19 protein-coding genes are annotated in these 21583 nt (G+C 62.9%); 14 read left to right on the top strand and 5 right to left on the bottom strand.

Annotated elements, in window-relative coordinates; all coding sequences use genetic code 11:
- Positions 1-54 precede the first annotated feature (54 nt).
- Both LG409_RS14415 and LG409_RS14410 read right to left on the bottom strand, forming a co-directional pair.
- Entirely contained in the window at positions 55-672 is a 618-nt protein-coding gene (locus tag LG409_RS14415) for an IMPACT family protein (protein WP_227406979.1), read from the bottom strand.
- A gap of 29 nt (positions 673-701) precedes the next feature.
- The gene (locus LG409_RS14410; RefSeq protein WP_227406978.1) at positions 702-1121 is read right to left on the bottom strand and encodes a LexA family protein; all 420 of its coding nucleotides are present in this window, start codon (positions 1119-1121) and stop codon (positions 702-704) included.
- A gap of 260 nt (positions 1122-1381) precedes the next feature.
- On the opposite strand from LG409_RS14410, the gene ccmA reads away from it, so the two are divergent.
- From ccmA to smc, 10 genes are all read left to right on the top strand, one after another.
- A complete protein-coding gene (gene ccmA, locus LG409_RS14405; RefSeq protein ID WP_227408130.1) occupies positions 1382-2002 on the top strand; it encodes a cytochrome c biogenesis heme-transporting ATPase CcmA in 621 nt (206 codons plus the stop codon).
- A gap of 61 nt (positions 2003-2063) precedes the next feature.
- Complete coding sequence (ccmB, locus tag LG409_RS14400) at positions 2064-2780, top strand: heme exporter protein CcmB (RefSeq protein ID WP_227408129.1); 717 nt, start codon at positions 2064-2066, stop codon at positions 2778-2780.
- Positions 2781-2794: 14 nt separating this feature from the next.
- Complete coding sequence (locus LG409_RS14395; RefSeq protein WP_227406977.1) at positions 2795-3538, top strand: heme ABC transporter permease; 744 nt, start codon at positions 2795-2797, stop codon at positions 3536-3538.
- Positions 3535-3789 carry a heme exporter protein CcmD gene (gene ccmD, locus LG409_RS14390; RefSeq protein ID WP_227406976.1) on the top strand — a complete coding sequence of 85 codons (255 nt, stop codon included), beginning with the start codon at positions 3535-3537 and terminating at the stop codon, positions 3787-3789. The genes LG409_RS14395 and ccmD overlap by 4 nt, the downstream gene beginning before the upstream one ends.
- Positions 3779-4288, top strand: a complete 510-nt coding sequence (gene ccmE, locus LG409_RS14385) for a cytochrome c maturation protein CcmE (RefSeq protein ID WP_016914826.1) — start codon at positions 3779-3781, stop codon at positions 4286-4288. The genes ccmD and ccmE overlap by 11 nt, the downstream gene beginning before the upstream one ends.
- Positions 4289-4339: 51 nt before the next feature.
- Positions 4340-6340 (top strand): heme lyase CcmF/NrfE family subunit, encoded by a 2001-nt coding sequence (locus tag LG409_RS14380; RefSeq protein WP_319799328.1) that lies wholly within the window; start codon positions 4340-4342, stop codon positions 6338-6340.
- The gene (locus LG409_RS14375; protein WP_227406975.1) at positions 6337-6864 is read left to right on the top strand and encodes a DsbE family thiol:disulfide interchange protein; all 528 of its coding nucleotides are present in this window, start codon (positions 6337-6339) and stop codon (positions 6862-6864) included. Before LG409_RS14380 ends, LG409_RS14375 begins: the two co-directional genes overlap by 4 nt.
- Positions 6855-7325 carry a cytochrome c-type biogenesis protein gene (locus tag LG409_RS14370; protein ID WP_026001813.1) on the top strand — a complete coding sequence of 157 codons (471 nt, stop codon included), beginning with the start codon at positions 6855-6857 and terminating at the stop codon, positions 7323-7325. Before LG409_RS14375 ends, LG409_RS14370 begins: the two co-directional genes overlap by 10 nt.
- Positions 7322-8569 (top strand): c-type cytochrome biogenesis protein CcmI, encoded by a 1248-nt coding sequence (gene ccmI, locus LG409_RS14365; protein ID WP_227406974.1) that lies wholly within the window; start codon positions 7322-7324, stop codon positions 8567-8569. Before LG409_RS14370 ends, ccmI begins: the two co-directional genes overlap by 4 nt.
- A 33-nt stretch (positions 8570-8602) precedes the next feature.
- The gene (smc, locus tag LG409_RS14360) at positions 8603-12100 is read left to right on the top strand and encodes a chromosome segregation protein SMC (RefSeq protein WP_227406973.1); all 3498 of its coding nucleotides are present in this window, start codon (positions 8603-8605) and stop codon (positions 12098-12100) included.
- Here smc and LG409_RS14355 read toward each other — a convergent pair.
- Positions 12097-13266 (bottom strand): mandelate racemase/muconate lactonizing enzyme family protein, encoded by a 1170-nt coding sequence (locus LG409_RS14355; RefSeq protein ID WP_096922377.1) that lies wholly within the window; start codon positions 13264-13266, stop codon positions 12097-12099. The two genes, smc and LG409_RS14355, sit on opposite strands and share 4 nt — an antisense overlap.
- Positions 13267-13368: 102 nt before the next feature.
- Between LG409_RS14355 and LG409_RS14350 the strand changes: the two genes are divergently transcribed.
- The 4 genes from LG409_RS14350 to LG409_RS14335 all read left to right on the top strand — a co-directional run bounded on the left by LG409_RS14350 (position 13369) and on the right by LG409_RS14335 (position 19071).
- Positions 13369-14277: a LysR family transcriptional regulator gene (locus LG409_RS14350; protein WP_144982162.1), complete on the top strand. Its 909-nt coding sequence runs from the start codon at positions 13369-13371 to the stop codon at positions 14275-14277.
- A 212-nt stretch (positions 14278-14489) separates the two neighbouring features.
- Positions 14490-16625, top strand: a complete 2136-nt coding sequence (locus tag LG409_RS14345) for a cell division protein ZipA C-terminal FtsZ-binding domain-containing protein (RefSeq protein ID WP_227406972.1) — start codon at positions 14490-14492, stop codon at positions 16623-16625.
- A 140-nt stretch (positions 16626-16765) separates the two neighbouring features.
- Positions 16766-18802 (top strand): NAD-dependent DNA ligase LigA, encoded by a 2037-nt coding sequence (gene ligA, locus LG409_RS14340; RefSeq protein ID WP_227406971.1) that lies wholly within the window; start codon positions 16766-16768, stop codon positions 18800-18802.
- Positions 18799-19071 (top strand): YheU family protein, encoded by a 273-nt coding sequence (locus LG409_RS14335; RefSeq protein WP_016914817.1) that lies wholly within the window; start codon positions 18799-18801, stop codon positions 19069-19071. Before ligA ends, LG409_RS14335 begins: the two co-directional genes overlap by 4 nt.
- Here LG409_RS14335 and mnmC read toward each other — a convergent pair.
- Positions 19065-21053 (bottom strand): bifunctional tRNA (5-methylaminomethyl-2-thiouridine)(34)-methyltransferase MnmD/FAD-dependent 5-carboxymethylaminomethyl-2-thiouridine(34) oxidoreductase MnmC, encoded by a 1989-nt coding sequence (gene mnmC, locus LG409_RS14330; protein ID WP_227408127.1) that lies wholly within the window; start codon positions 21051-21053, stop codon positions 19065-19067. The two genes, LG409_RS14335 and mnmC, sit on opposite strands and share 7 nt — an antisense overlap.
- 207 nt (positions 21054-21260) lie before the next feature.
- The gene (locus tag LG409_RS14325; protein ID WP_016914815.1) at positions 21261-21560 is read right to left on the bottom strand and encodes a YciI family protein; all 300 of its coding nucleotides are present in this window, start codon (positions 21558-21560) and stop codon (positions 21261-21263) included.
- Positions 21561-21583 lie beyond the last annotated feature (23 nt).

Below are 21583 nucleotides of genomic sequence, written 5' to 3'. Positions count from 1 at the left end.
AACCTGAGTCCTTTCACGGCTTGCCGAGCTTTCATCGGCAGGCCGTGTACTTACTTACAGCGCTTCGAACGCCACGGTCGTTTTCAGTCGATTCTCCAGGCTGCCGATATCCAGCGCTACATCGCTGGGCCAGCCGATGGTCAGGCACACGCCATGCCCATCGTACTCAGCCTGTTCCACAGGCAGTGCCTGCTCTTCACACCAGGCTCGGGCCTGCGCCTCATGGGCGAAGCCAACACGTAACCGATAGCTGTCGCGCTCGATCACCTCCCGGGTAGGCAGTGTTTCCAGCCCCGCGTTGACGGCCTGGGCGTAGGCTCTGGCCAACCCACCGGTGCCCAGCTTGGTACCGCCAAAGTAGCGAATGACCACGCAACCCACTTCCCCTAGCTGGCTACCTTGCAGCGCCTGAAACATGGGGCGACCCGCCGTGCCGCCGGGCTCGCCGTCATCCGAAAAGCCAATGCGGGTCTGCTCCCCCGGTGGGCCGGCGATAAAGGCGGTGCAGTGGTGGCTGGCATTGGGGTGGGCGGTTTTGGCGGCCTGGAGCAGGGCATCGAAGGCGCTGGTGCTGGGGGCATGGCATAGCCAGGTCAGAAACTGACTTTTCTCTACTTCGATCTCGGTAGAGTGCCACGCCTCGGGAGCGATGTCAGGAATGTGGTAACGCAAACAGAACTCCTCGCCAACATAAGGACGAATCAGTGATGCTGAGTCTGCCGAGTGTGGTGTGCCACGCCCATGACCATGCCCAGCACCTGGATATCACCATTATGCAGGAATAGCACGGGCATCGCTGCATCTTCCGGGCACAAGTGGACCCCCAGGCGGGTAATGGATAAATGCTTCAAGGGAAACTGGTGGTCGTTGATGGTCAGGGTGGCCGTTTCCTGCTGGGTGTCGTGCTGATGGCGATGAATGATGAGCAGATCACCGTCGAAGAGCTGGCTGGCCTGCAAGCGGTCGCCACGAATGCGTAGGGCATAGGTGTTGTGCCGGGTCACTTGACCGTCCTGGTTTACCTGGCGAGGGGGAGAGGCAAGGCGCTGACGCAGGTTAGACGGTGGCAGCGGTTGAGAAGGTACGTGAGACGTTATCTGGGGGGCGAAGCAGATCGTCATTGTGTGTTCTCCCATGTAGCGCCTGTGCCAAGGCGGTCGAGTGAGCGAATGGATAGGCGTGGTTGAAGAGGTGTCTATCCATACAGTAGTTACAGTATAAGCCTGTTTTTGCATACAGTACTAGTGCTGTTTGAAGCGTGGCTTTTGTGGCGAGGGCTTGAGCTGTGTCATGCTGCGACCCCAGGCCGCAGAGCGTGACTGGCGAAAAAGCGCCTTTCCGTGTAGAGTTCGACCCAAAATTAATGCGTCTGGAGAGTCTCTTGAGCCTGTGCCTGCAAGCCCGACAACTGGCCTGTGAACGCGATGATCGTTGGCTATTTGAAGGACTTGACCTCGACATCAAGGGCGGCGAGATCGTCCGCATCGAAGGCCCCAACGGCAGTGGTAAAACCACGTTGTTGAAGATCCTCTCCGGCCAACTGACCGACTACCGTGGCGAGCTATTCTGGAACGGTGCCCCCATGCACCAGACCCGTGAACATTTTCTCGCAAACCTACTCTATCTAGGGCACGCCCCCGGCGTTAAAGCGGGCCTCACGCCGTTGGAAAATCTGGCGTGGTATCAAGCGCTCAATGGTGAAAAAGGCAGCGATCAACAGCGTGAGCAAGCGCTGTTCGAGGTTGGTCTGGTGGGCTTTGAAGATGTCCCGGCAGGACAACTTTCCGCTGGTCAGCAGCGGCGTATTGCCTTGGCAAGGTTGACGCTGACGCCGCGCGCGCTATGGGTCCTGGATGAGCCTTTCACGGCGATTGACCGCCACGGTGTCATGGCGTTGGAAGCGCAGCTGGTCGCACATGCTCAGTCTGGCGGCTGTGTTCTGGTGACGACCCACCATGCACTGACCGAATCATCGGTGCTGAGACGTATTCAGCTGGGCTAAAAAGGAGTCAGCGTTGCAACGTTCACACGCCCTATCTTCACACGCCCTATCTTCACACGCCCTGTCGAGTGCCCCTGAGGTGGTCCTGCATACCCCGCAGGGGGGGGTTGGAGTGGCCATTCATGCCACGCTCAAGCGCGACCTGACGCTGATGTTGCGGCGCAAGGGTGAGGTGCTGAACCCGCTGGTGTTCTTTGCACTGGTCATCACGCTGTTTCCCATTGGCATCTCGCCTGACCCTGTCTTGCTGGCCAGCATTGCGCCGGGACTGCTGTGGGTAGCGGCGTTGCTGGCGGCCCTGCTGTCGCTGGATAGCCTGTTTCGCAGCGATTACGAAGACGGCAGCCTGGAGCAGCTGCTGTTGGCCCCTCAGCCGCTGGCGGCGCTGGGGCTTGCCAAGGTGGCCGTGCATTGGCTGTTGACCGGGCTGCCACTAGCGCTGATGGCGCCGGTGCTGGGTATCATGTTGTCGCTACCAGCAGGCAGCTACGGGGTGCTGGCGCTGTCGTTGGCGCTGGGCACCGCGAGCCTGAGCCTGATAGGGGCCATTGGCGCGGCGCTGACCGTGGGGCTGGCCAAGGGCGGGGTACTGCTGTCCCTGCTGGTGCTGCCGCTGTATATCCCGGTTCTGATTTTTGGGGCGGGCGCGGTACAGGCCGCCATTCTGGGTGATGGGATGGCCGCTCACCTGGCCATACTGGGGGCGCTGCTGGCGGTGTCGCTCATGCTGGCACCCTGGGCGATTGCCGCGTCGCTACGCATCAGTATTAACGGTTAAAGGATGGGAAGACCATGTGGGGCTTTATAAATAAACTGCGATCTCCCAAGTGGTTTTATGCGATCAGTGCCAAGCTACAGCCCTGGTTCTGGGTGGCAGCCGCGCTGTTGCTGGCCGTGGGCAGCGTATGGGGGCTGGTGTTCGCACCCGCCGACTACCAGCAGGGCAACAGTTTTCGCATTATCTACGTGCATGTGCCTGCTGCGTTTCTGGCCCAGTCCATCTTTGTCTCCATGGCCATTTCCGGGCTGGTGTTCATGGTCTGGAAAATCAAGGTCGCCGACATGCTGGCCACCGTGATTGCCCCGCTGGGCGCTGCCATGACCTTCATCGCGCTGTTTTCCGGCGCCGTCTGGGGCGTGCCCACCTGGGGCACCTGGTGGATGTGGGATGCTCGGCTCACCTCGATGCTGATCCTGCTGTTCCTTTATCTTGGGGTCATCGCTCTGCGTGGCGCCTTCACCAGCCGTAACAGCGGGTCGCGGGCGGCTTCCATGCTGGCCATGGTGGGCGTGATCAATATTCCGATCATCAAATACTCCGTCGATTGGTGGTACACCCTGCACCAGCCCGCTACGTTCACCATCACCGGGCGCGCGGCCATGCCCATGGAAATGTGGGCGCCGCTGCTGATCATGGTGCTGGGCTTCTACAGCTTTTTTATCGCGCTTGCCTTGATGCGTACCCGCAGTGAAATTCTGCGCAGGGAAGCCAACAAGCGCTGGGTGCGTGAACTCGCCGAGGAGGTGAGCCAGTGACCTTTGCCTCGCTGAACGAATTCTTTGCCATGGGCGGCCACGGTCTCTATGTGTGGGCCGCCTGGGGCGTAACTGCGCTTCTGATGTTAGGGATCCTGCTGCACGCTCGCCTGGAGCGGCGCCAGTTGATCAAGGGAGTCAAACGCCGCATGCGTCGTGAAAAAGCGCAGCGCACGGCTTCCCCCTACGGTACTACGGCTGCGCAGAACCCGGTTAACTCTGCTCAAGGGGATGTGTGCAATGACGCCTAAACGCAAGCAAAAGCTGTTTATCTTTCTGGGTCTGGTCTCGCTGACCGCCATCGCCGTGGGGCTCACGCTGTATGCGCTGCGCGCTAACATCAACCTGTTCTTCAGCCCGGTACAAATCGCCCAGGGGGACGCCCCTCTGGACCGCCAGATTCGTGCCGGTGGCATGGTCCGAGAAGGCTCGGTACTGCGTGACCCCGACAGCCTCGACGTAGCGTTCACGGTGACCGACTACGTGGACGATGTCGAGGTCTACTACAGCGGCATCCTGCCCGACCTGTTCCGTGAAGGGCAGGGCGTGGTGGTGGTGGGCCAGCTGCAGGCCGATGGCCGACTCTACGCCGATAAAGTGCTGGCGCGTCACGACGAAAACTACATGCCGCCGGAAGTCGCCCAGGCACTGAAAGAAGCGGGCTATTCGCCCGCTGATTTCCAGGCCAAGGCCGCCGAAGTGGGTAAGCGCCTGGAGCAGCAGGGCGTTCCACAAGCAAGCGATTACTAACGGCTTATCCCTGCAATATTCGGTAATGCTTACTGCCAATGCGGAGCGCTCATGCTGATTAAAATGATTCCTGAAATTGGCCACTTTGCGCTGGTCATCGCGCTATTGATGGCGATCGTGCAGGCCGTGATGCCGCTGCTGGGAGCCGCCACCCGCCGCCCCCTCTGGATGGCCTATGGCTACCCCATGGCAACCGGCCAGTTCCTGTTCGTGGCCATTGCCTACCTGTGCTTGACCACCAGCTACATGCTGGATGATTTCAGCGTGGCCAACGTGGCCAACAACTCCAACTCCCTGCTGCCCTGGTACTACAAGTTCAGCGCCGTCTGGGGCAACCATGAAGGTTCGGTCCTGCTCTGGAGCCTGATGCTGGCAGGCTGGGGCTATGCGGCTTCGGTGTTCTCCAAGGAGTTGCCTCGGGACATGGTGGCTCGGGTGCAGAGCGTCATGGGCATGGTGTGTGTCGGCTTCCTGCTGTTCATCCTGATGACCTCCAACCCCTTCGAGCGGCTGCTGCCCAACATGCCCGCCGACGGCGCTGACCTGAATCCGCTGCTGCAGGACTTCGGCCTGATCGTCCACCCGCCGATGCTTTACATGGGCTACGTGGGCTTTTCGGTGGTGTTTGCGTTTGCCATTGCGGCGCTGCTGGGGGGGCGTCTGGATGCCGCCTGGACCCGCTGGGCGCGCCCCTGGACCAACATTGCCTGGGCGTTTCTGACCGTGGGCATCGCGCTGGGTAGCTGGTGGGCCTATTACGAGCTTGGCTGGGGCGGCTGGTGGTTCTGGGACCCGGTGGAGAACGCTTCGCTGCTGCCCTGGCTGACGGGCACGGCGCTGGTGCACTCGCTGGCGGTGACCGAGAAGCGCGGCTCGTTCAAGAGCTGGACCGTGCTGCTGGCCATCTCGACCTTCTCGCTCTCCTTGCTGGGTACGTTCCTGGTGCGTTCGGGCGTGCTCACCTCGGTCCACGCATTTGCCAACGACCCATCCCGTGGCTTCTTCATCCTGATGTTGCTGGCCATCACGGTCACCCTGTCGCTGCTGGTATTTGCCCTGCGTGCTCCGCGGGTCAGCCACAAGGTGGGCTTCAACTGGCTTTCTCGGGACTCCTTGCTGCTGATCAACAATATCCTGCTGGTCATCATGACCGTGACGGTACTGCTGGGCACCGTGTATCCGCTGATTCTGGATTCGCTGGGGCTGGGCAAGATCAGCGTCGGGCCTCCCTACTTCAATGCCCTGTTCGTTCCGCTGACCGTGGTGATGTGTATCTTCATGGGCCTTGGCCCGCTGGCCCGCTGGAAGAGCATGAGCGGCAAGGAGCTGTGGCGCAAACTGTGGCTGGCGGGTGCTGCTTCGCTGGCACTGGGCATCGCTATGCCGCTGGTGTATGGCCGTGAATGGAACCTGTGGGTAGCGCTTGGCATCATTTCGGCGCTGTGGATCGTGCTGTCCATGGTGCGCGACCTGTTCGACAAGACACGTCACGCCAGTTCGTTCGTGGCGGGCCTGCGCAAGCTGTCGCTCTCCTATTGGGGCATGGTGCTGGGCCACCTGGGCGTGGCGGTCACCATCGTGGGCGTGGCCGTGGTGTCGAACTACAACATCGAGCGTAACGTGCGCATGTCGCCGGGTACGACGGTGGAAGTTGCCGGGTACCAGTTCACCATGACCGAACTGACCAATCGGCGTGGCCCCAACTTCCTGGCCGATACCTCGATCATTCAGGTTCAGCGCGGTGAAGAAGGACGCAGCTTCGTCATGCGGCCGGAAAAACGCCTCTACCTGGCCACCGGCATGCCCATGACCCAGGTAGCGCTGCGCCCCGGTTTCTTCCGTGATCTCTACGTGGCCATGGGCGAAGACCTGGGCGATGGCAGCTACGCCATGCGCGTGCAATACAAGCCCTTCGTGCGCTGGCTATGGCTGGGTGGCTTGCTGATGGCCTTCGGTGGCCTGCTGGCCGTCATCGACAAGCGCTACCGCCGAGTCAGCGTACGCCAACCTGAGACTGCCCGAGCCCAGCCCGCTCAGGAGGCGCCGGTATGACGCGACGTTTGCTACTGTTACTGCTGCCCATCGGTTTCCTGGGCATTGCGCTGTTTCTCTATCAAGGGTTGGGGCAGGACCCTTCCCAGCGGGATTCGGCCCTCATGGCGCGGGAGTTTCCTGAGTTTCAGGCCACTACCTTGCGTGACGCCGAACGCCAGGTCGACCAGTCGCTGTTCATCGGCGAATTGACGCTGGTCAACGTCTGGGGTGAGTGGTGCCCGGCCTGCAAGCAAGAGATGCCGCAGCTGCTGTCACTGGCGGATCACGGTATCCGCATGGTGGGCATCAACTATCGGGATACCCGCGAGAAAGGCCTGGAGTTTTTGACCGAATTCGGCGACCCCTTCGAGATCAACATCTTTGACCCGGATGGCAGCCTCGGTTTCGACCTGGGCGTGTACGGCGCGCCGGAAACCTTTCTGGTGGATGCCGAGGGCGTGATCCGCTATCACCACAAGGGCTATGTCTCCCCGGAAGATGTCCGTGACCGTATCCTGCCGGAGGTAGAAAAATGGCGATAATTCGTTGGATAGTGACGGCCATGCTGCTGGCCACCGCCGGTAGCGTCATGGCCGGCGGAATCGAAGTGCGCGAGTTCGATGATCCGGTACTGGAAAAGCGCTACCGCGACCTGACCGCCTCCATGCGCTGCCCGCTGTGTGAAAACCAGGCCATCGACGACTCCGATGCGCCCATCTCGGCGGACATGCGCGAGCGCGTCTACGTGCTGCTGAACGAAGGCCAGGCCGATATCGAAATCATCAACCACATGGTGCAGCGTTTCGGCGATTACATTCTCTACAACCCGCGTCTGGAGAACCGCACCTATTTGCTGTGGGGGTTGCCCATCGTTCTGGTGGTGATTGGCCTGGTGGTCGTCATCATGGTGGTGCGTGCCCGCCGCAACGCCTCTGCCAAGGCCCTGAGCGCAGAAGAACGCGCCCGCCTGAATGCCCTGATTAACCGCGAGAGGTCGTCATGACACCGGTCTGGATTGCGATTGCTTTACTGCTGATACCTGCGCTGTGGCTGCTGGTGGCACCCATGCGCGGCGCTCGCACGCTGCGTGACCAGTTGGAAACCTTCGAGGCCAACGACACCACGGCCGAGCAGAACGTGGCGATTTTTCAGCGCCGTCTGGCCTCGCTGGAGGCCGCCCGGGATCGGGGAGACATCGACGACGCGCGCTATCAGGAAGATCGCCTGGAGCTGGAGCGTAGCCTGCTGGAAGACACCGTCGTCGAGACCCGTCGGCCGCTGAAGTCTGCCAGTGCTGGCCGCTTGATGGTGCCGCTGGTGATGGTGGCCGTGGTCGGTGCCAGCACGTTCTGGTACCAGCAGTATGGTGCCGAAGGCGACCTGACGCTGTACGCCATCCAGCAGGAAGTGCGTCAGCACCCTGAAGGCTCGCTGAGCATGTTCACCGAGCGGATGGAAGCCGAAGCCGAGCGCCAGCCCAACAACCCCAACGTGTGGAGCGCGCTGTTTCCCATTTACCGCGACACCGGCCAGCCCGAAAAGGCCGAGGAAGCGCTGGAGCGTCTGTTGGCTATCGAAGGGCGTATCCCGCCCCTGCTGGCGCAAATGGCACAGCTGCAGTTCTTCATGGCCGAGCGTCAGTTGACGCCGGAAGTGCAGGCGCTGGTAGACGAGACGCTGGAGCTCGACCCGCGTCAGCCCACGGTGCTCGGCCTGCTGGGTATTCACGCCTTCGATAGTGGCGATTACGAAACGGCCATCGACCGCTGGCGCCGGGCCGTGGCCAACATCGAAAATCCGGAAACGGCGGCCTCCCTGCGCGACGGTATCCGTGTGGCTCAGGAGCGGATGGGTGTCGTACCGGAAAATGCCGATGCTGCGGCCGCACAAAGTCAGGGAATTCGGGTGAATGTCTCGCTGGACGCCGAGCTGGAAGGCAGCGTCAGTGACGACGCCACGGTGTTCATCACCGCTCGCGACATGGACGGTGAGCTACCGCCTCTGGCGGTGATTCGTGCCCAGGTCTCAGAGCTGCCGATGACGGTAGTGCTGGACGATGCGGCGGCGATGTCGGCGGATGCCCAGATCTCACAGGTGCGTGAAGCGCGCCTGATGGTGCGCGTGTCGCCTTCGGGCCAGGCCACGCCGCAACCCGGGGACCTGTTCGGTGACCTGGAGAGTGTCACGGTAGGCCCGATCACGGACGATGAAGCGGCCGAGGTGGTCATCAACCGCGTTTTTGAGTAACCTCCGCGACTTTCGCTGCAGGAAAGGATCACAATGCGCTTAACCTCCATTCGTCTTGTCGGGTTCAAGTCCTTTGTCGATCCGGTCACCGTCCCCTTCGATGGCAATATGACCGCCATCGTGGGGCCCAACGGGTGCGGCAAGTCCAATATCATCGACGCCGTGCGCTGGGTCATGGGCGAGTCGTCTGCCAAAACCCTGCGCGGCGAATCCATGGCCGACGTCATCTTCAACGGCTCGACGGGGCGCAAGCCCGTCGGGCAGGCCTCTATCGAACTCAAGTTCGACAACCGCGACGGCGGCATGGGCGGTGTCTATGCCCAGTACGCTGAAATTGCCGTCAAGCGCCTGGTCACCCGAGACGGGCAGTCCAACTACTTCTTCAACGGCCAGAAGTGCCGCCGCCGGGACATCGCCGACCTGTTCATGGGGACCGGCCTCGGCCCGCGTTCGTACGCCATCATCGGCCAGGGCATGATTTCGCGGCTCATCGAAGCGCGCCCCGACGACCTGCGTGCCACCCTCGAAGAGGCTGCCGGTATCTCCAAGTACAAGGAGCGTCGCCGGGAAACCGAAAACCGCATGCGCCGGACCCAGGAGAACCTGGAGCGACTGGACGACATCCGCGACGAGCTGGACAAGCAGCTGGAGCGCCTCAAACGCCAGGCCGAAGCCGCCAAACGCTATCAGGAACTCAAACAGCAGGAGTATCGCCTCAAAGGCGAGCTGGCGCTGCTGCGTGGGCGCACCCTGCGTGCCGAGCAGTCGCACCAGGAAAGCCGGGTGCGCGAGCTGGAAATTGCCGTCGAGAAAGACGTGTTCGGCGTGCGCCAGTGCGAGACCCGGCTGGAGCAGGCCCGCGAACAGCATGACGAGCTGGCCGACGTGCTGGATCGTCACCAGCAGCAGTTTTTCGAGACCACCACCCGCATCGCCCGGCTGGAACAGGACCAGGCCCACCGTCGCAGCCGTAAAGCGCAGCTGGCCAGCGACATCGCCACAGCCCGCCGCGACCTGGATGAGCAGCGGCTGGTCAGCGAAGGCGACCGCGAGCGACTGTTCGCCATCGACGAACGCCTGGAAGACGTACTGCCCGAATACGAAGCCCTCGAAGAGCAGCTGGCGGAGCTGGAAGAGACCCTGGCGTCGGCCAGCCCCGCCCTGGAGGCCGCCGAGCAGCAGTGGAGCGATGCCGAAAATCGCTGGCGCGAAGCCAGCCGCGATGCCGACCGCCGCCAGGATCAGCTGCGTGATCTGGAGCAGCGAATTGCCCGCCTTCAGGCCGAAGGCCAGCGCCGCCGCCAACAGCGTGGCGAGCTGGCCGACATGGCCGCCCTGCGCCAGGAGCACGCCGAGCATCACGCTCGGTTGACCGAGGCCGACCAGCGCGCCGCCACGTTCCAGAGCCAGCGCGAGCAGTGGCAGCAGCGCTTCAGCGATGCCAAGGCGGCTTACCAGCAGGCCCAGCAAGCGCGAGACCAGCAGCGTCAGGCGCTCAGCCAGCAGCAGGGCGAGTTGGCATCGCTGCAAGCATTGATCGATGCCGCCCTGGCGGACCACGACCCTCAATCTGGTGAGGCGCTGGCAGCATACGGTTTGGCCGAGGCACCGCGGTTGGGCGAGGCCATCGACGTGTCGGCGGGCTGGGAGCGAGTGATTTCCTGGCTGTTGGCCCCTTGGCTCAACGCGCGGCTGGTGGCTACCCAACAGCTGCAGGCGCTACCCGAAGCACTGGCCACCGACTGGTGCCTGATCGACCAGGCGCTGCCCGCCGGGCTGCCCAATACGGGCCAGCGGCTGCACGCACTGGTCACCGGGGCGGGGGCCTTGAGCGAGTGGTTGGCGAGCATTCACTTCGTCGACAGCGCGGATGACATTGAGGCGCTGCTGCCCAGCCTGGCCAAGGGTGAAAGCGTGGTCAGCCGCGATGGTGTCTGGCGTGGGCGGGGGTGGCTGCATCAGCAGGCCAACGGCGAAGGCGTGGATGCCCTGCTGGTGACCCGCCGCCGCTTCACCGAGCTTGCAGAGCAGCGCGCCCAGGCCGAAGAGGCGCTGGCGCTGCTCGATGCGCAGTGCGACACGGCCAGCGAGGCGCTGGACGCGCTGGAGGAGCAGCGTGAGCAGCAGGCCGAGCAGGAGCGTGATCACGCCAGCGCCCGCCAACAGCTGGCCATCCAGGAGCAGCGCCTGGCCCAGCGGCTGGAGCATCTGCAAGGCCGTGCCGCCGAGCTGGACGATGAGCTGGCCCAGCTGCAAGAGGATGAGGCGGAGTTAACGCTTACTTTGGAAGAGCAGCGCGCCCGCTGGCATACCGCCATGGAGCAGCTGGAAGCCGCCTCCGAAGCCCGAGAAACCAGCGCCGAGCAGCGCCATCAACAGCGTGAGCAGCGCGAGCGGCTCAATCAGCAGCACGCCCCGCTCAAGGCACGGCAACAGGCGCTGGCGCTAGAGCGGGAAAGGTTGAAGGCCGAGCGTGACAGCCTTCAAGCCCAGCAAGCCCGCTCCAGCGATAGCGAGGCGCGGCTGACCCTGCGCATTGCCGAGCTGGAAGAGTCGCGGGAAATGCTGGTAGAGCCGGATGAACTCGCCAGCGAAGAGCTGGAAGAGCTGCTGCATCAGCGCGAGCAGCAGGAGCGCCGCCTGAACGAGACGCGCCAGCAGGCCCAGGCCCTGGCCGAGCAGCTGCGCAATGACGAGCTGGCCCGCCAACAGCACGAGCGCAATCTGGAGCAGAGCCGCGAACAGCTACAGCAGCGGCGCATGGATGTGCAAGCGCTGGCGCTCAAGGCGGCCACCCAGGACGAGCAGCTGGCGGAACTGGGGCATAATGCCGATGAACTGGCCGAGACGCTGCCCCAGGACGCCAGCGAACCCACCTGGCAGGAGCGGCTGGAGAATACCTCCGAGAAGATTCGTCGCCTGGGCGCCATCAACCTGGCGGCCATCGAAGAGTATGACCAGCAGGCGGAGCGGCGTAACTACCTGGAAGCCCAGCATGCAGAGCTCAGCGAAGCGCTGGAGACCCTGGAGCGCGCCATCAAGCGCATCGACCAGGAAACCCGGGTGCGCTTCAAGGAAACCTTCGAACAGGTCAATAGCGGGCTGCAAACCCTGTTCCCCCGAGTGTTCGGCGGTGGGGCTGCCTGGCTGACCCTGACAGGAGACGACCTGCTGGAAACCGGTGTGGCGATCATGGCACGCCCACCGGGCAAGAAGAACAGCACCATTCACCTGCTATCCGGTGGCGAAAAAGCGCTCACGGCGCTGTCGCTGGTGTTTGCCATCTTCCAGCTCAACCCCGCGCCGTTCTGTATGCTCGACGAGGTAGACGCGCCGCTGGACGATGCCAACGTGGGGCGCTATGCCAAGCTGGTCAAGGAGATGTCGGAGAACGTCCAGTTCATCTACATCACCCACAACAAGATTGCCATGGAAGCCGCCGAGCGCCTGATGGGGGTGACCATGCAGGAGCCCGGCGTCTCGCGGCTGGTGTCGGTGGGCATCGACGAAGCCGCCGCGCTGGTGGATTAGCCTTCGCCCAGCTCCCGCATCACCGCGTACAGCGCCGATTTCGCTTCGAAGCCCACGCCGGGAATGTCCGGTAACCCCACGTAGCCATTCTCGACGCGAATGCCGTCGGCAAAGCCACCGAAGGGCTGGAAAACATCCGGGTAGGACTCGTTGCCTCCCAGGTGCAGCCCCGCCGCGATATTCAGCGACATTTGGTGGCCACCGTGAGGCACCACGCGGCGTGAGGACCAGCCAAGCTCATCCATGACTTGCAGCGTGCGCATGTACTCCACCAGGCCATAAGAAAGTGCGCAGTCGAACTGCACGAAATCTCGGTCTGGGCGCATGCCGCCATGACGGAGCAGGTTGCGCGCATCCTGATGGGAGAACAGGTTTTCGCCGGTGGCCATGGGCAGGCTGTAATGGTTGGCCAGTTCCGCCTGCAGCGCGTAATCCAGCGGGTCTCCGGCCTCTTCGTACCAGAACAGGCGGTAAGGCTTCATTGCCTCGGCGTAGGCAATGGCCGTTGGCTGGTCGAACCGCCCGTTGGCATCGACCGCCAAGCGGCTGCCATCGCCCACCACCTCCAGCACGGCCTCGATACGGCGCAGGTCTTCATCCAGAGAGGCCGCGCCAATTTTCATCTTCACTACCTCGTAACCGCGGTCCAGGTAGCTACGCATCTCATCTTGCAACTTGGAATGGTCTTTGCCGGGGTAGTAATAGCCTCCTGCCGCATAGACCCACACCTTGTCGTCGGCCTGCCCGCCGCGATACCGGTCGGCCAGCAGGCGATACAGCGGCTTGCCCTCGATTTTCGCGACGGCATCCCAGATGGCCATGTCGATCGTGCCTACCGCCACGGAACGCTCGCCGTGGCCGCCTGGCTTCTCGTTGGTCATCAGGGTTTTCCAGATCGCGAACGGGTCCAGGTTGTCGTTCGCATGGTCGATCAGGCTGTCCGGGTCGGCCTCCTTGATGCGATCCAGGAAACGGTCGCGCATCAGAGCGCCCTGGCCATAGCGTCCGTTGGAGTTGAATCCGTAGCCAATCACAGGCTTACCGTCACGGATGACGTCGGTGACGACCGCCACCACCGAACAGGTCATCTTGGAAAAGTCGATGTACGCATTGGCGATGGGGGAGGCGATAGAGACGGTTTTCTCACGAATTTCCAGAATACGCATGGCAGGCTCCTCAAACAGTGGTCGCATCACCATAGGGGGTGACAGTGGCGGCTGACTAATGCTATTAGTCAGTTACCCCATGCTGAAATGGCATTGCCCGCGATGGAACTGAACTGGTTGGAAGACTTCAATGCCCTGGCCGAACACGGCAGTTTCATCCGTGCCGCCCAGGCGCGCCATGTGACGCAACCCGCGTTCAGCCGCCGAATCAGAGCGCTGGAGCAGTGGATGGGGGTGGCCCTTTTCGTGCGCACGCCCCAAGGCACCACGTTGACCGAGGCGGGCCAGCATATTCAGGCCAGTGTCATCGATGCCGCAGGGCGACTCTATCGTTTACGCAGTGAAGCTCAGGAAGTTGCCCAGCGCGCGACGGCGGCGCTCCAGTTTGCGGCCACTCATTCACTCTCGTTTACTTTCTTTCCGCGCTGGATACGCCAACAAGAGCAAAGTGCCGCGCTGCATGCCGTACAACTTCACTCCGATACCATGGCCAACTGCGAGCAGCTCTTACTGCGCGGAACGGCACAGTTTTTATTGAGCCATCGAGACCCCGCCGTCGACTCGCCTCTGGAAGCGGAACACTTCGAGAGTCTCACCGTCGGTCAGGATCGATTGATTCCTCTGGTGGGTCGCGAGCTGGGGCTTGGCGCGGCTTCCTCTTTTTTTCCTTATTTAGCGTACACTGACGCCTCGGGGCTAGGGCGCATCTTGCGCCATCGTCTGGGTCAGCGGCAGCCAGCCACACTCTCCTCCCAGGCCCATTTCAGCAGCCATCTGGCCGCCGTGCTGATGTCCATGGCCATCGAGAACAAGGGGTTGGCCTGGCTGCCTGAAAGTCTTTCCGAACAAGAAGTTGCGGAAGGGCGCCTGGTGCGCGCGCTGCCCCCGGAGTGGGACGTGCCGGTGGCCATACAGCTGACACGGCCGCGCCAGTTGGCCAGCCCTTTCGCCAGCGCGTTTTGGCAAACGCTGGTGGCTACTCAGAGAGGTCAGAAAGTGACCACTCGATAGCGGCACTTTATGGGCTTGATAAGGTCTTTAGATTGGCCTAAAAAGCGTATATGCAAGTTTAAAAGTGCAAATGCCTGCAAAAAGTGGCCCTTTTTGTAATAATCGCGCTATGCTTGGCACTAAACGTATCTTGATAAGAAGGTCCCCCATATTTGGGTGCCGCGCACGCGCTGCATCTGGTAACCGGTTAGTTGACCCATGGAATGCTCGACATGGAATTAAGAGAGTGGTTAATCATTCTAGGACTGGCTCTGGTGTCGCTCATCGTCGTTGATGGTGCGCGAAGGCTTCAGCGTCAACGGCGTGTCCCGCAGCTGGACCAGGCTGGCAAGGATCTGCCCGCCGTCAAGCCGGAAGAGTTGAGTGACGAGGCCAAGGAAGCGGAAATCAACTGGGAACTGCCCAATGGCGGTGCTCGGGTCGTCAAACCCGCCGATTACAGTGGCCTGGGCCAAAAGCCCAAGTTGAAGCGTCAGGACCACCCCGGGCCTTCCAAAGTCCTTTCTGACTTCCGCCGCTCGTTTGCTCAATCCGTGACCGCAAACGCAAAGTCGTTTACTTCGAAGTCTTCCAAACCTGCCGTGGCCCAAGCGGCAGCAGCGAACGGTGAGACCGCCAAGCGCAGCGAGCCCCCAAAGGCGGCTCCATCGCGTGCCGAACCGTCGATGTCCCCGTCGCCCGTCTCAACACCAGTTGCACACAGTGTCATGCCCGAGGCAGCGTCCGCTGCTTCCCGAGAAGCCGCCCATAGCGAGCCCCGCCGTGAGCCCAGCCTGTTCGCGGGTGAGCCGACGTCTCAGCATGAAGCTGTAGCTCCAGAAGCCACTGTTTCAACTGTTTCAGAAGCCACTGCTCCAGAAGCCATCGCTTCAAAAGCCATTGCTTCAGAAAGCACCGTCTCAGAAGCCAAGACTCCAGAATCTCTGGTGTCAGAAGAAACTGCAGCCCCAGAAGCTGTGGCTCCTGAAGCTATCGCCGTGGCGTCTGCTGCTCCGGTTCCCGTCGAGTCAGCCATCCAGCAGCAGCCTTCTCCAGAAACGGCTGCTCCTACGGTGTCCGAGCCTGCGGTTGAGCCCGTATCCACTACACCGGCTGCCGAAGACGACCACAAAGCCACGGCGGCCGCTGTCGCTGAGAGCGTCGAGCCTGTTCTGTCCGCCACGGACACGCCGGAAAGCACGCCGCTGAGTGCCGTAGAGCCGGAACCCGATGCCGAGCCGGTGCTGCGCGCCGAGCCGGAAGATGCCGTCTTTGCCAAGTCCTCCGAGACGCCTAGGCGTCGGCAGCTGCGTTCGGATATCGCAGGCGACGTGGACGAGCTGGATGACGACGAGGTAGACCGCTACCGTCTGGTCGACTTCGAAGGTATTGGCCGCTCCTTCAAGCGCCGTATCATCGAACGCCGCAAACAGAAAGCGATCAAGAAAGCCGAAAAAGCCAAGCGTGCCGAAGCGCTGGCCAAGCAGAAAGCCGAGCGCAAAGCCCTGGAGGCCGAGCAGCGCCGCGTGGCCAAGGAAGCGGCAGAAGCAGAGAAAGCGCGCATTGCTCAGGAAAAAGCCCAGGCTCGCGAGCTGGCGGCGACGGACGCTGCTGCCAAACGCACCTCGCGTGGCAAGGCCCCGGCGCTGGACAGCTACGATGACGCCGACCGCTACGCAGCCCCCGCCGCTGTCCGCGGTGCCTATGACGATGGTGCTTCCCATCATGATGACCGCTATGCGGCTTATGATGCAGGTCGCACCGATGCTGCCGACTACGATGATGCCTACGCAGAATTCGATGGTGCCTATGAAGAGCCTGCCTATGAGGCACGCGAAAGCGTGGTACGCGCTCATCCGACGCTGGAGAAAGCGCTGCGCCACGACGTCAACGGCGAACACGCACGAGAAACCCTGGCCGATGCCGAAGAGATGATCGTCATCAGCGTGCTGTCTCGCGACCCGGAAGGGTTTGACGGCAGCAAGCTTCTTGAACTGATGATGGCGTGTGGCCTGCGTTACAGCCGTACCATGGGTGTCTTCCACCGGTTCGAAACCGAAAGCGCCGAGAGCGAGCTGCAGTTCTCCATGGTGAACGTGCTGAAGCCCGGCACTTTCCCCATCGAAGAGATGGACGAGTTCGTCACCCCAGGCATCACCTTCCTGATGCCGCTGCCTGGCGCGCTGGATAGTTCGGCTGCCTTCGAGGCCATGGTGGAAACCGCCATGGTGGTGGTACGTCACATGGGCGGTGAATTGAAAGACGAGAACCGCAGCGTCATGACGGCGCAAACCATCGAGTTTGCCCGCCAGCGGGTGCGCGAGTTCGAGCGTCGCCATCGACTGCATCGCCAGTTGCAGGCACGCTAAACGTTTCTGTCATGCCCACACCCGCCTTCTACCCGAAGGCGGGTGTTTTTGTTATTGCCGTTTCGATTGCTACGCGTTTTTAATACTGTCCATTTTTATGTCGCACTGACCCCTTTTTTCATCTGTTTCGGAATGCCCGCATGAGTTCGCTAGACCCCGCCCTGCTAGAAGAGATTGGCCAACTGCGCGCTGATCTGGATGACGCCAATTATCGCTACTACGTGCTGGACGAGCCCACGCTGACCGATGCCGACTACGACCGCAAGCTGCAACGTTTGCAGCAGATCGAGGCAGAACACCCTGACCTGATATCGCCAGACTCGCCCACCCAACGAGTGGGTGCGGCCCCGGCGGAAGGCTTTCCGGAAGTGGCCCACGCCATTCCCATGCTGTCGCTGGACAACGCCTTCAGCCGTGAAGACATCATCGCCTTCGCCCAGCGGGTGGCCGAACGCCTGGAGTGCCAGCCCGAGGAGATCGAATTCAGCTGCGAACCCAAGCTGGATGGCGCAGCGGTCTCGCTGGTGTACGAACAGGGTGTGCTGGTCAGCGGTGCAACGCGCGGCGATGGGCGTACGGGCGAGGGCATTACCTCCAACCTGCGTACCTTGCGCTCGGTGCCGCTCAAGCTGATGGGAGGCACGTTGCCCGAGCTGGTGGAGGTGCGTGGCGAGGTCATCATGTGCCACGCCGGGTTCGAAGTGCTGAACCAGCGTGCCCGAGACGAGGGCAGCAAGGTGTTTGCCAACCCGCGTAACGCGGCAGCAGGCAGCCTGCGCCAACTCGACCCGCGCATTACTGCAACGCGACCGCTGGAGTTCCACGCCTATCAGGCGGCGCGGTTGGAGCCCGAGATGGGCGATACCACTCATAGCGCCTTGATGGCCAGGCTCTCCCAGCTGGGGTTCAAAACCAGCACCGAGCTGAGCGTGCTGCAAGGGCCAGTTGCCGTGGCCGACTACTGTGAACGGCTGGGCGAAAAGCGTGACCAGCTGGGCTACGACATCGACGGCGTGGTGATCAAGGTCAACGACCTGCGCCACCAGCGGGAGCTGGGCTTCGTGGCCCGCGCGCCACGCTGGGCGGTGGCCTTCAAGTTTCCTGCCCAGGAAGAGGTCACGCTGCTCAACGACGTGGAGTTTCAGGTCGGCCGTACCGGCGCGATTACCCCGGTGGCGCGGCTGGAGCCGGTCACGGTGGCCGGGGTGACCGTGTCCAACGCCACGCTGCACAATGCCGACGAGATCGAGCGGCTGGGAGTCATGATTGGCGACACCGTGGCCATTCGGCGGGCGGGGGACGTGATTCCTCAGGTGGTACGTGTCGATGTCGAGAAGCGCCAAGCCGAAGCCCGCGCCATTGTATTCCCTGACCAGTGCCCGGTGTGTGGCTCCGAGGTCGAGCGCCTGGAAGGCGAGGCGGTGGCCCGCTGTTCCGGCGGCCTCTACTGCGCGGCGCAGCGCAAGGAAGCGCTCAAGCACTTTGCCAGCCGCAAGGCCATGGACATCGACGGCCTGGGGGAGAAACTGATCGAGCAACTGGTCGAGCAGGACTGGGTCAAGACCCCCGCCGAGCTGTTCCACCTGACCGTCGAGCAGCTCAAAAGCCTGCCGCGCATGGGTGAAAAGTCTGCCACCAACCTGGTCAATGCGCTGGAAAAAGCCAAGCAGACCACGCTGCCACGGTTCATTTACGCACTGGGCATTCGTGAGGTGGGCGAAGCTACCGCTGCCAACGTGGCCAACCATTTTGGCACGCTGCAAGCCCTTCAGGAGGCCGACACGCCCGCGCTGGAAGCGGTCAACGACGTAGGGCCCATCGTGGCGAAACACATCCATACCTTTTTCCGGCAGCCGCACAACCTCGACACCCTGGATGCGCTGATTGCGGCGGGGGTCGTCTGGCAGGAAACCGAGGTGGCCCAGGGGCCCACGCCGCTGGAAGGCCAGTCCTGGGTGCTGACCGGCGCCATGGAGAGCATGACCCGTGACGAAGGCAAGGCGCGTTTGCAGGCGCTGGGGGCCAAAGTGGCGGGCAGCGTGTCCAAAAAGACCACCTGCCTGGTGGCCGGTGAGGCCGCGGGCAGCAAGCTTACCAAAGCCGAGGAACTAGGCGTCGAAGTGATCGACGAAGCCACCTTTATCGAGCGTTTGAGCGCGTGGGAGCAGAGCGAATGAGCCGTTTCATAGAAGTACCCGCCCGCATGCTGCCGCCCGAGACGCTGGATGCGCTGCTGGAAGCGTTCGTGACCCGCCAGGGCTACGACACCACCGATACCGGCGAAGGCATGCGCGGCTGGGTCGCCGAGGTCAAGCGGCAGCTGGAGCGTCACGAGCTGATCATCGCCCATGACCTGGAGCTGGAAATGACCGAAGTGATGACGCTCGCCCAATGGCGTGCCTTTGGGCGAGAGCTGGCCGATGACGAGGAAGAAGGCGATTACTGAGCGCGGATCAGCGCACTGATCAGGCGCCTTCCCGGGTGCAGGTGGTCCACCAGCGGCTGCTCCAGGGGGAGCGGCTCATCGCACAGGCTGGAAGCCAGCACTTCGGCGCACAGCGGCGCGCTGGCCAGCCCACGAGAGCCATGGGCAGTGGAGATCCACAGCCCGCCATGGTGTTGGCCTGGGGTCTCCGGCACCTTCGAGGCATCCTTGGCCAGCGCCGCGTAGGCCGTGCGCCACGCCGCCGCGTCGGGCACTGGCCCGGCATAGGGTGTCTTGTCGGGGCTGGCGGCGCGCACGGCGGCTCGGCCCGCCAGGGCGCTGGGCGTCAGCGGCCCTGTGGCGGCCTCCAGCGCCGCGACCCAGTCGGGCAAGGCCTGGCGCAGCTCGTCAATATTGCGCTGATGGTCTGCGTCGGCGGTGTGGGTGGTGGCATCGTTGGGCACGAAGCTGGCGCCGAAGGTGAGCACGCCTTCCAGCGGCGGCGAGACATAGCCCCCCGCACACACCACGCGCTGCGGAGCCGCCGTGCCCTCCGGCAGCGGCAGCTCGCTCACCTGGCCACGCACCTGCTGCAGCGGCAGCTCCGCCGTCTGGGCGAAACGGTTGGCCAATGACGCCGTGGCAATCACCACCTGGTCGGCGGCCAGGGTGTCGCCGTTGGCCAGGGTGTCGCCGTTGGCCAGGGTGATCTGCCAGCCCGCTGGCGTGGCGTGCAGCGCCGTGGCTTCCCCGTGGCGCAGGGTGATGCCGGGGTGTTGCAGCAGTTGCTCGCACAGCCGTTTGGGCTGTACCCATCCCGCCTGTGGGTAAAAAAGGCCCTGTGCTGCTGCCGTGGGCACTCCGGCCAGCGCGTCGGGGGCCTCGCTGGCCGCGACCAGCGTTTCCGGCAGCGGGTGGTGGGCCATGAAGCGCTGCTGGCGGCTCGCCTCTTTCTCGCTCAAGGCCAGCTGCACCACGCCGCAGGGCTGCCAGAGCGGCGGCTGCTGTGGCCCCGCGGCCGCGAGTTGGCCCAGCCAGCGCTGGCTGTAGAGCAGCCCCGCCAGGTAGAAGCGGCTCTGCAGGTTGGTTTCCACCGCAAGCTTCACGTACAGCGCCCCCTGTCGATTACCCGACCCGCCCGCGCCGGGCTGCTCACGCTCCAGCACCGTTACCTGGCGGCCGCGCCGTGCCAGGGCGGCCGCCACGCTGCTCCCGGCCATGCCTGCGCCAATCACCACGATGTGCTGTGAGCGAAGGGTGGGCGGTGGCGTAAACCACGGCGTCCGCTGGCGGCGGTTGTCCACAGGCGGTGTGGCAATACTGCCGGCCAGCATTTCCCGCTTGCGACCGAAGCCAGGCACCTTCTGCCAGGCGAAGCCTGCGGCTTTCAGGCCGCGCTTGACGATCCCCGCGCAGGTAAAGGTGGCAAAGGTGGCCCCGGGCCGCGAACGGGCCGCCATGGCAGCAAACAGCTCGGGCTGCCACATCTCCGGGTTTTTGGAAGGGGCAAAGCCATCCAGGAACCAGGCATCCACCTGGCCTTGCAAGGCTTCAAGCCGTTCGGTGGTGTCGCCAAAGTGCAGGTCCAGGGTGACGCGTTCGCTCAGGTGCAAACGGTGAACGCCGCTGACGGGATCGGGCCAAAGGGCGCAGAGCGCCTGTGAATAACTGGCCAACGATGGCCAGGCGCTCAGGGCACGCGCCAGGGCAGTGTGGCCCAACGGGAATTTTTCGGTAGAGAGCAGGTGCAGCCGTGCCCCTGGCGGGGCGTGGCGTTCGAAGCAGGCCCAGGCACACAGCATGTTCAGCCCGGTGCCAAAGCCGGTTTCCCCAATCACGAATGCTCGGGGTGCCTGCCACTCGGCAAACCGCTGGGGCAGGTGGTTGGCCGCCAGAAAGACGTGTTCGGTTTCCGCGCGACCGTCCTCCCGGGAAAAGTAGACGTCACCGAAGGCATCAGAGTGCGGGGCATCGTCGTTCCAGGAGAGCGTCGGGGCGGTCATGGCCGCCAGCGGGGGCAGGTCAGTGGGGCGCTGGGTCACGCGAATATCCGTGGTGGTCGAAGGGTGAACGAAGGTGGTCAAAAAATGATCAATTTGTTCAGCAGGGCGCTATCTCTGGCTTATAGAAAAGCGTCCGCCGTGTTTTCACAGAGTTTTCCACAGGCTCTGTGAAAAAGCAGGCGGACCCTCCACAGTCGCCCTTGTGGGTCAAGGCAAAACTTTCTTGAACGGCTTAACAATTACCTTGGCATAGACCCCGGCAATGATGTAAGGGTCGGCATCCGCCCAAGCCTTGGCCGCTTCCAGGCTGTCGAATTCGGCCACTACAAGGCTGCCGCTAAAGCCCGCTTCGCCGGGGTTGTCGGTGTCGATGGCCGGGTGGGGGCCAGCCAATACCAGACGGCCTTCGTCACGCAGCGCTTCCAGCCGTGCCAGATGGTCCGGGCGGGCGGCCAGTCGGCGCTCCAGGCTATTGGCCACATCTTCACTGATAATTGCATACAGCATGGGGATAACTCCTTGAAGGCAGT

It is taken from the genome of Halomonas sp. NyZ770 (assembly GCF_020616575.1).
GTDB classification, from domain to species: domain Bacteria; phylum Pseudomonadota; class Gammaproteobacteria; order Pseudomonadales; family Halomonadaceae; genus Vreelandella; species Vreelandella hamiltonii.
Note: the sequence above shows the minus strand (reverse complement) of the source record. Positions and strands in the feature narration are given on the sequence as shown.